Consider the following 213-nt stretch of genomic DNA (forward strand, 5'->3'; position numbering starts at 1 on the left):
GTGGCGAGAGCGCTTAACCAGCATCAGTTGGTTTATGCGCTTGCTGAATCAATTTATTGCCGCTCAAGCCAACAAAGAAGACGGCTGTACTGGGCATTTTTGGGAAGGGCGATTCAAAAGCCAAGCTTTATTGGATGAACAAGCCCTTGCGGCGGCGATGGCCTACGTCGATTTGAACCCAGTTCGAGCTAGTATGGCAAATACCCCTGAAGC

General features: G+C 50.2%; 1 pseudogene. It reads left to right on the plus strand.

Annotation, left to right across the window (positions count from 1 at the left end):
- Positions 1 to 213: pseudogene (locus HC752_RS24640) on the plus strand (alpha-amylase family glycosyl hydrolase); the annotation flags it as partial.

This window comes from Vibrio sp. S9_S30, assembly GCF_014694455.1.
In the GTDB taxonomy this organism is placed as follows: Bacteria; Pseudomonadota; Gammaproteobacteria; order Enterobacterales; family Vibrionaceae; genus Vibrio.